Source organism: Streptomyces sp. NPDC054047 (assembly GCF_055585065.1).
In genome coordinates, this window is sequence record NZ_JBVJKV010000012.1 from 185,889 (window position 1) to 192,378 (window position 6,490).

General features: G+C 72.1%; 8 protein-coding genes. 3 read left to right on the top strand and 5 right to left on the bottom strand.

Annotation, left to right across the window (positions count from 1 at the left end):
• Positions 1-7: 7 nt before the first annotated feature.
• Entirely contained in the window at positions 8-637 is a 630-nt protein-coding gene (locus ACZ6ZP_RS34890) for an HAD family hydrolase (RefSeq protein WP_351162563.1), read from the top strand.
• A gap of 3 nt (positions 638-640) precedes the next feature.
• Here ACZ6ZP_RS34890 and ACZ6ZP_RS34895 read toward each other — a convergent pair whose 3' ends face one another.
• Positions 641-892, bottom strand: coding sequence for a hypothetical protein (locus ACZ6ZP_RS34895; RefSeq protein ID WP_351162565.1), 252 nt, complete (start codon positions 890-892; stop codon positions 641-643).
• A 171-nt stretch (positions 893-1,063) separates the two neighbouring features.
• On the opposite strand from ACZ6ZP_RS34895, the gene ACZ6ZP_RS34900 reads away from it, so the two are divergent.
• Complete coding sequence (locus ACZ6ZP_RS34900) at positions 1,064-1,447, top strand: cold-shock protein (RefSeq protein WP_055701393.1); 384 nt, start codon at positions 1,064-1,066, stop codon at positions 1,445-1,447.
• A 13-nt stretch (positions 1,448-1,460) separates the two neighbouring features.
• On the opposite strand, the gene ACZ6ZP_RS34905 is transcribed toward ACZ6ZP_RS34900, so the two are convergent.
• From ACZ6ZP_RS34905 to ACZ6ZP_RS34920, 4 genes are all read right to left on the bottom strand, one after another.
• On the bottom strand, positions 1,461-2,327 hold the full coding sequence (locus tag ACZ6ZP_RS34905) for a 1,4-dihydroxy-6-naphthoate synthase (RefSeq protein WP_351162568.1): 867 nt from the start codon (positions 2,325-2,327) through the stop codon (positions 1,461-1,463).
• Positions 2,320-2,967, bottom strand: coding sequence for a futalosine hydrolase (locus tag ACZ6ZP_RS34910; protein WP_469409796.1), 648 nt, complete (start codon positions 2,965-2,967; stop codon positions 2,320-2,322). The genes ACZ6ZP_RS34905 and ACZ6ZP_RS34910 overlap by 8 nt, the downstream gene beginning before the upstream one ends.
• Before the next feature lie 11 nt (positions 2,968-2,978).
• The gene (locus ACZ6ZP_RS34915; RefSeq protein WP_361467075.1) at positions 2,979-3,488 is read right to left on the bottom strand and encodes a DUF2771 domain-containing protein; all 510 of its coding nucleotides are present in this window, start codon (positions 3,486-3,488) and stop codon (positions 2,979-2,981) included.
• Between the two features lie 99 nt (positions 3,489-3,587).
• Positions 3,588-4,952, bottom strand: coding sequence for an MFS transporter (locus tag ACZ6ZP_RS34920; protein ID WP_383819353.1), 1,365 nt, complete (start codon positions 4,950-4,952; stop codon positions 3,588-3,590).
• A 396-nt stretch (positions 4,953-5,348) separates the two neighbouring features.
• Here ACZ6ZP_RS34920 and ACZ6ZP_RS34925 point away from each other — a divergent pair, with 396 nt between their 5' ends.
• On the top strand, positions 5,349-6,296 hold the full coding sequence (locus tag ACZ6ZP_RS34925; protein WP_351162574.1) for a DUF3027 domain-containing protein: 948 nt from the start codon (positions 5,349-5,351) through the stop codon (positions 6,294-6,296).
• Positions 6,297-6,490: the final 194 nt, after the last annotated feature.

The window sequence follows — 6,490 nt, forward strand, 5'->3', positions numbered from 1 at the left end:
TGGCCTCATGACCTCACGCGCTCTGACGGTCGGCTTCGACCTCGACATGACCCTGATCGACTCCCGGCCCGGCATCAAGCAGGCCTTCCTGGCCCTGTCCGCCGAGACCGGGACGCACATAGACGCCGACCTCGCGATCTCCCGCCTCGGCCCGCCCCTCGAGCAGGAGCTGCGCCACTGGTTCCCCGAGGAGCGGATCCAGGAGATGGGTGATCGCTACCGTGAGATCTATCCCACATACGCCATCGCCCCCTCGCTCGCGATGACCGGCGCCCCCGAGGCGGTCGCGGCCGTGCGCTCGCACGGCGGCCGGGCGATCGTGGTGACCGCCAAGCACGAGCCGAACGCGAAGCTCCACCTGGCGCATTTGGGCATCGAGGCGGACGCGGTCATCGGCTGGCTGTGGGCCGAGGCGAAGGCGGAGGCACTGCGCGAGCACGACGCGGCGGTGTACGTCGGTGACCACACCGGTGATGTACGCGGCGCGCGTACGGCGGACGCGCTCTCCGTCGCGGTGGCGACCGGGCCGTGCGACGCAGCGGAACTGCGCGCGGCGGGCGCGGACGTCGTGCTCACCGACCTGACCGAGTTCCCCGCCTGGCTCGACGCGTACGTCGCGGGCGGCGGCCCCGAGTAGCGGCTAGGTGGCCGCCGATCTGGCCTGGCGCCGCTGGACGGCGATACCGCGCAGCACTCCCGCCACGGCGATGAGGAATCCGACGCCCATCAGCATGCACACCGCGTAGGCGATGGAAGGGAAGGGGTCGGTCCCGAGGAACAGTGGGGCCACCGTGACCAGAGTGGCCACGGCTCCGACGAAGAAAACGATTGCTCCGGTCCGGACCAGGCCATCGCCCGGTCCGGCGGAATTCGCTTGGGTTTTGTCACGCACCCGACCAGGGTAGTTCCCAGCGCGAAGGAAGAATCCGGGGACGTCTTGTCACCGGCCCACGGACCAATAGTCTTGGTGCTGGCGGGTCGGGCGACCCGCTGTAGTGCTATCCAGAGCCGTTTTCCGCGGCATAGACGCGTACGACGACAAGTACGAGGACGAGGACTTCAGGTGCCTACCGGCAAGGTCAAGTGGTTCAACAGCGAGAAGGGCTTCGGCTTTCTCTCCCGCGATGACGGCGGCGACGTCTTCGTGCACTCCTCCGTACTGCCCGCAGGTGTCGACACACTCAAGCCCGGCCAGCGCGTCGAATTCGGCGTCGTCGCGGGCCAGCGCGGTGACCAGGCCCTTTCGGTGACGATCCTCGACCCGACGCCGTCGGTGGCGGCCGCCCAGCGCCGCAAGCCCGATGAACTGGCGTCCATCGTCCAGGACTTGACGACGCTCCTGGAGAACATCACGCCGATGCTGGAGAAGGGGCGCTACCCCGACAAGGCGTCGGGCGCGAAGATCGCGGGCCTGCTGAGGGCGGTCGCGGACCAGCTGGACGTGTAGGGCCCAGGGGTCGCTAGCCGAAGGTGAGCGCATCCGGCGCGAGGGGCGGAACGAGCCCCTCCGCCGCCGCTCGCGTGAGCAGCCCGCGGATCGCCGCATAGCCGTTCTCGCCCAGATCGGCCGTGAACTCGTTCACGTACAAGCCAATGTGCTGATCGGCGACGGCCGGATCCATCTCCTGCGCGTGCTCCTGCACGTAGGGCCGCGAGGCCTCGGGGTCGTCCCAGGCCATCCGCACCGAGGTGCGGACGCTGTCCGCGAGCCGCCGCAGGCCGTCCGCACCCAGCGACCGCTTGGCGATGATCGCGCCGAGCGGGATGGGCAGGCCCGTCGTCCGCTCCCAGTGCTCGCCCATGTCGGCGAGGCAGTTGAGCCCGTAGTTCTGATAGGTGAAGCGCGCCTCGTGGATCACGAGCCCCGCGTCGACCTTGCCGTCCCGCACCGCGGGCATGATCTGGTCGAAGGGCAGCACCACGATCTCGCCCACGCCACCGGCCAGGGTGTCCGCGGCCCAGAGCCGGAAGAGGAGATACGCCGTCGACCTCTCGCTCGGCACCGCCACCGTCTTGCCGGTGAGGTCGACCCCCGGCTCCCGGGTCAGGACCAGCGGGCCGCAGCCACGCCCGAGCGCGCCGCCGCAGGGCAGCAGCGCGTACTCGTCGAGGACGTAGGGCAGGACGGCGTACGACACCTTCAGGACGTCGAACTCGCCGCGCTCGGCCATGCCGTTGGTGATGTCGATGTCCGCGAACGTCACGTCGAGCGCGGGCGCGCCGGGCACCCGGCCATGGGCCCAGGCGTCGAAGACGAACGTGTCGTTCGGGCAGGGGGAGTAAGCGATCCGCAGGGGCTTGGCGTCCTGCGCGGGCGATTCAGTCATGCCGATTCCAACTCTCCAGTGCGGGCGCGAATTTCCCGAACGCCTCTCCCAGCGCGCCGAGCGCCTCGCCGATCCGCCAGGCTCCGCGGTCCCGCGGCCCGACGGCGTTGGAGACCGCGCGGATCTCCAGGACGGGCAGTGCGAACGCGGCGGCGGCCTCGGCGACGCCGAATCCCTCCATCGCCTCGGCGAGCGCGCGCGGATGGCGGCGCCGCAGCTCGGCGGCGCGCTCGGCGGAGCCGGTCACGGTGGAGACGGTCAGGACGGTGCCGGTGCGGGCGCCACAGGCGGCGGCCCATTCCCGTACGAGGGACAGGGGCGGCCGGTGGGTGACGGCGCCGAACCCGAGCTCGGTGACGGGCAGGAAGCCGTCGGGGGTCTCGGCGCCCAGATCGGCCGCGGTGATCTCGTCGGCGAGGACGAGGGAGCCGATGGGCGCGTCGGGCCGGAAGCCGCCGCCGATCCCGGCGGAGATCACCAGGTCGTACGGGGTGCGTGCGAGGGCGGCCGCCGTGTGCGCCGCGGCGGCCGCGGGCCCGACACCGACGGCTACGGCGTCGGTGTGCGGGGGCAGCCGGTCGGCCACCGCGTCCCGTTCGGCGGGGACGGCGGTGGCTACCAGCACGCGGAGAGGGGACATCGAGCCGCGGGTCAGGCGTCCTTCTTGAGCTTGAACGACCACAGGCCGGTCGCCTTGGCCTCCGAGCCCTTGCCGCCCTCGAGCAGGCTGACGGTGGTGGCGTTCGTGCCGCCGCCGTACTGCTGGTTGAAGAAGACGCTGCCGGGGATGACGACGTACGTCTTCTTGCTGGCCTCGGTGAGCGGCTGACCGTTCATCAGGAGCGTCCAGCCCTTCTCGGCGACCTCGGGGTCGACGCCGAAGCGGACCTTCTCGTCGGGGTCGACCTTGATGGACTTGACGTCCGTCTCCTTGAGGCAGCCCTGGAGCTGGGACTGCTTGAGCTCCTTGCCGTCGTTGTAGCAGGAGGCCTCGGAGTTCACCGAGTCGCTGCCGACCGTGACGGTGGCGAGCGGCGTCGGCTTGTCGCAGGCCGACAGGACGAGGAGTCCGGCGGAGACAGCGCCAAGGGCGGCCACGGAACGGCGACGGCGCGCCGAGCTGCGAACGAGTGCGGCTCCGCCGCGGAGCAGGGAGGTCATGGGCGAAGGCTATCGGGCACCCCGTGCCGTCTCGCCACGTGGGGGTCGCGGCGTGCCGCGGCCATTGTCCGGCGCGCCGTACATGTCGGTTTGTCGGGCTCACGCCACCCGGGGGCGGCGCCTCCCGCCGTGCCGGGCCGCCGAGAGCAGGCCCCGCGCGGTCGAAAGCCAGCCGACGGCGACGATCGCGGCGGCCACCGAGAGCCCCAGTGACCCGTTCAGCGGCAGGGCCATGCCGATTCCGCCGCCCACCACCCACGCCATCTGCAGGATGGTCTCCGAGCGGGCGAAGGCGGAGGTCCGCACCTCCTCGGGGACGTCCCGCTGGATCAGCGCGTCCAGGGAGAGCTTCGACATGGCCTGCGCGAAGCCCGCCACCGCGCCGAGGCAGGCGACGCCCACCGCCCCGAAGAACACCGCGGCGGTGATCGCCACGCCCAGGACGACGGCGACGACGGTCACGATGATGACCTCCGGCGCCCGCGATCTCAGACCGGCGCCGACGGCCGTGCCCAGCGCGTTGCCGACCCCGGCCGCGACTCCCACTATCCCCAGGGACACCGCGGCGCTCTGGCCGCCGAGCGGTTCCTCGCGCAGCAGGAAGGCGAGGAAGAAGATGAGGAACCCGGAGAGACAGCGCAGCGCGGCGTTGGCGGTGAGGGCGTGCGTGACGGCGGGTCCGACCGTACGCAGCCCCAGGCGCCGCTTCTTGGACGTGTCCGCCGCGGCTTCGGCGCGCGCGTGCAGATGCAGATGCTCCTCGTCGGCCGCGAGCAGCGCCTTGTGCTCGCCCTTGGCCGAGTCCACCTTGGGCGGCAGCGAGAGGGAGAGGAACATCCCGACGATGAAGATCACGAAGGCGCCGTAGAGCGGCCAGCGCGGCCCCAGCGCCTGGAGCCCCGCGCCGACGGGAGCGGCGACACCGGTCGCGAGAAGCCCGCCCAGCGTGACTCTGGAGTTGGCCTTGACCAGGGAGAAGCCCTTGGGCAGCAGCCGGGGCACCACGGCGCTCCGTACGACTCCGTACGCCTTGGACGCGACCAGGACGCCGAGCGCCGCCGGATAGAGCTCCAGGCTCCCCGTGATCACCGCCTCGGACAGCAGCAGGGCGAGCAGGGCGCGCGCCAGCATCGCGGCGGACATCGCGTACCGCCGGCCGTGCGGGAGGCGGTCCAGGAGAGGGCCGATGACGGGGGCGAGCAGTGTGAAGGGCGCCATCGTGATGGCGAGATAGAGGGCGACACGGCCGCGCGCCTCGTCCGTCGGCACGGAGAAGAAGACGGTCGAGGCGAGCGCGATGGTGATCATGACGTCGCCCGCGCCGTTCACGGCGTGCAGTTCGATGAGCTTGCCGAGCCCCGACTCGCCCGCGCCGTGCGCGTGCGTGGCCTTGCGGATGCCGCGGGCCGTGCCGGTGAAGGGCAGGTGCAGGGCGCGACCGACCCAGCGGGCGGCCCGGTTCAGCACCGGACCGCGTCCGCCGACTTTCTGGGACGACGACCTTGCGGCAGCCACCTCGTCATAGTGCCCCCTTATCGGGGGCACTAGTGCGCATCTGCTGCGGGGTAATCGGGTGGGCGGGTGGGAAAACTGCCGTGAAGGGGCGGCGGACCCGGGTCTCGACGCAGGGGGCGGGCACGCCGGTGTAGGCCCACGGGCCGGGAGAAGGTAGCGTGCGTAGCGCGCCTGCGGCGGTTGTTCTTGGCCGCGCGCCTCTCGGTCATCCCGCAGAATGGATGACGTAGGTGCGCCCGAGGACGTTCGGGCGCGGACGTCGACGCGGCCCTCCGGTCCGCTCCGTCCGCACTCCCGCGTATGGGTGGCGCACTCGTGAGACGGCGTAATGGAGAAGCGATACCTGTGAGCGCAGCGACAACGCGAAGCCGTACCCCGCGTACCCCGCGTACTCCCGACCGCCTGTGCGTCGAGGCGGTGGGACTGGCCCGGGACGCGGCCGAGGAGGCCGCCGCACCCGGTGTGGTCGGTGAGCACGTCGAGGCCGTGGTCGAGGGCGACCGCGTGGTCACGCACCTGTTCGAGTGCAAGGACTTCGGCTACCGGGGCTGGCGCTGGGCCGTGACGGTGGCGCGCGCATCGCGCGCCAAGGTCGTCACGCTCGACGAGACGGTGCTGCTGCCCGGCCCCGACGCCCTGCTGGCCCCCGAGTGGGTGCCGTGGAGCGAGCGGCTGCGCCCCGGTGACATGGGCCCGGGGGACCTGCTCCCCACGGACGCGGAGGATCTGCGCCTGGAGCCCGGTTACTCGGGCGAGGAGGAGCCGCCGCCGAACTCCGTGTTCTCCGAGGAGATGGCGGAGCTGGTCGAGGCGGAGGACGTGGAAGTGACGGCGGGGTCGCCCGCCGAGCTGCCCGCGGTGCCCGCCGTGCCGGCGCGTGGCTCGATCGCCGCGATCGCCGACGAGCTGGGCATGCGCAGGGCGCGTGTCCTGTCCCGGTACGGCCTGCATGCCGCGGCCGACCGCTGGGAGGAGTCGCACGGCACGAAGACGGCGATGGCGCAGGCGGCGCCCGCGTCCTGCGTCAGCTGTGGCTTCCTCGCCCCGATCGGCGGATCGCTCGGCCAGGCGTTCGGTGTGTGCGCGAACGAGTTCGGTCCGGCGGACGGCCACGTCGTGTCCCTCTCGTACGGCTGTGGGGGCCACTCGGAGGCTGCCGTGATGCCGAAGCCGTCGCGGCCTGCCGCGCCCGTCCTCGACGAGACCCGGGTGGACGTCCTCCCGCTGCGCCCCGCTCCCGACTCGGGGTCGGTGCCGGTGGAGGGGGCGGCGGAGGAACTCGGCCACTCCTGAGCTCCCGCTGGGGGTGGCGGATGGGGGTTGCCCCCAGGCGGGGCGGCCTCTCCCTGCCGGGTGGGCTCTCCTTGCCGGCTGGGCTCTCCCTGCCGGGTGGGCTTCCGGCGGCTCCCCGCCTGCGGCCCGGTGTTCCCTTGCCCCGCGCTCCGCGCGGGATCTCTCCCACCCACCCGCCCGTTTGCCCCGGGGTG

What these genes read in the sequence shown, in the direction of transcription:
- ACZ6ZP_RS34890 (WP_351162563.1), top strand. Translation starts at nt 8, where the DNA reads ATGACCTCACGCGCTCTGACGGTCGGCTTCGACCTCGACATGACCCTG.
- ACZ6ZP_RS34905 (WP_351162568.1), bottom strand. Translation starts at nt 2,327, where the DNA reads ATGACTGAATCGCCCGCGCAGGACGCCAAGCCCCTGCGGATCGCTTAC.
- ACZ6ZP_RS34910 (WP_469409796.1), bottom strand. Translation starts at nt 2,967, where the DNA reads ATGTCCCCTCTCCGCGTGCTGGTAGCCACCGCCGTCCCCGCCGAACGG.
- ACZ6ZP_RS34915 (WP_361467075.1), bottom strand. Translation starts at nt 3,488, where the DNA reads ATGACCTCCCTGCTCCGCGGCGGAGCCGCACTCGTTCGCAGCTCGGCG.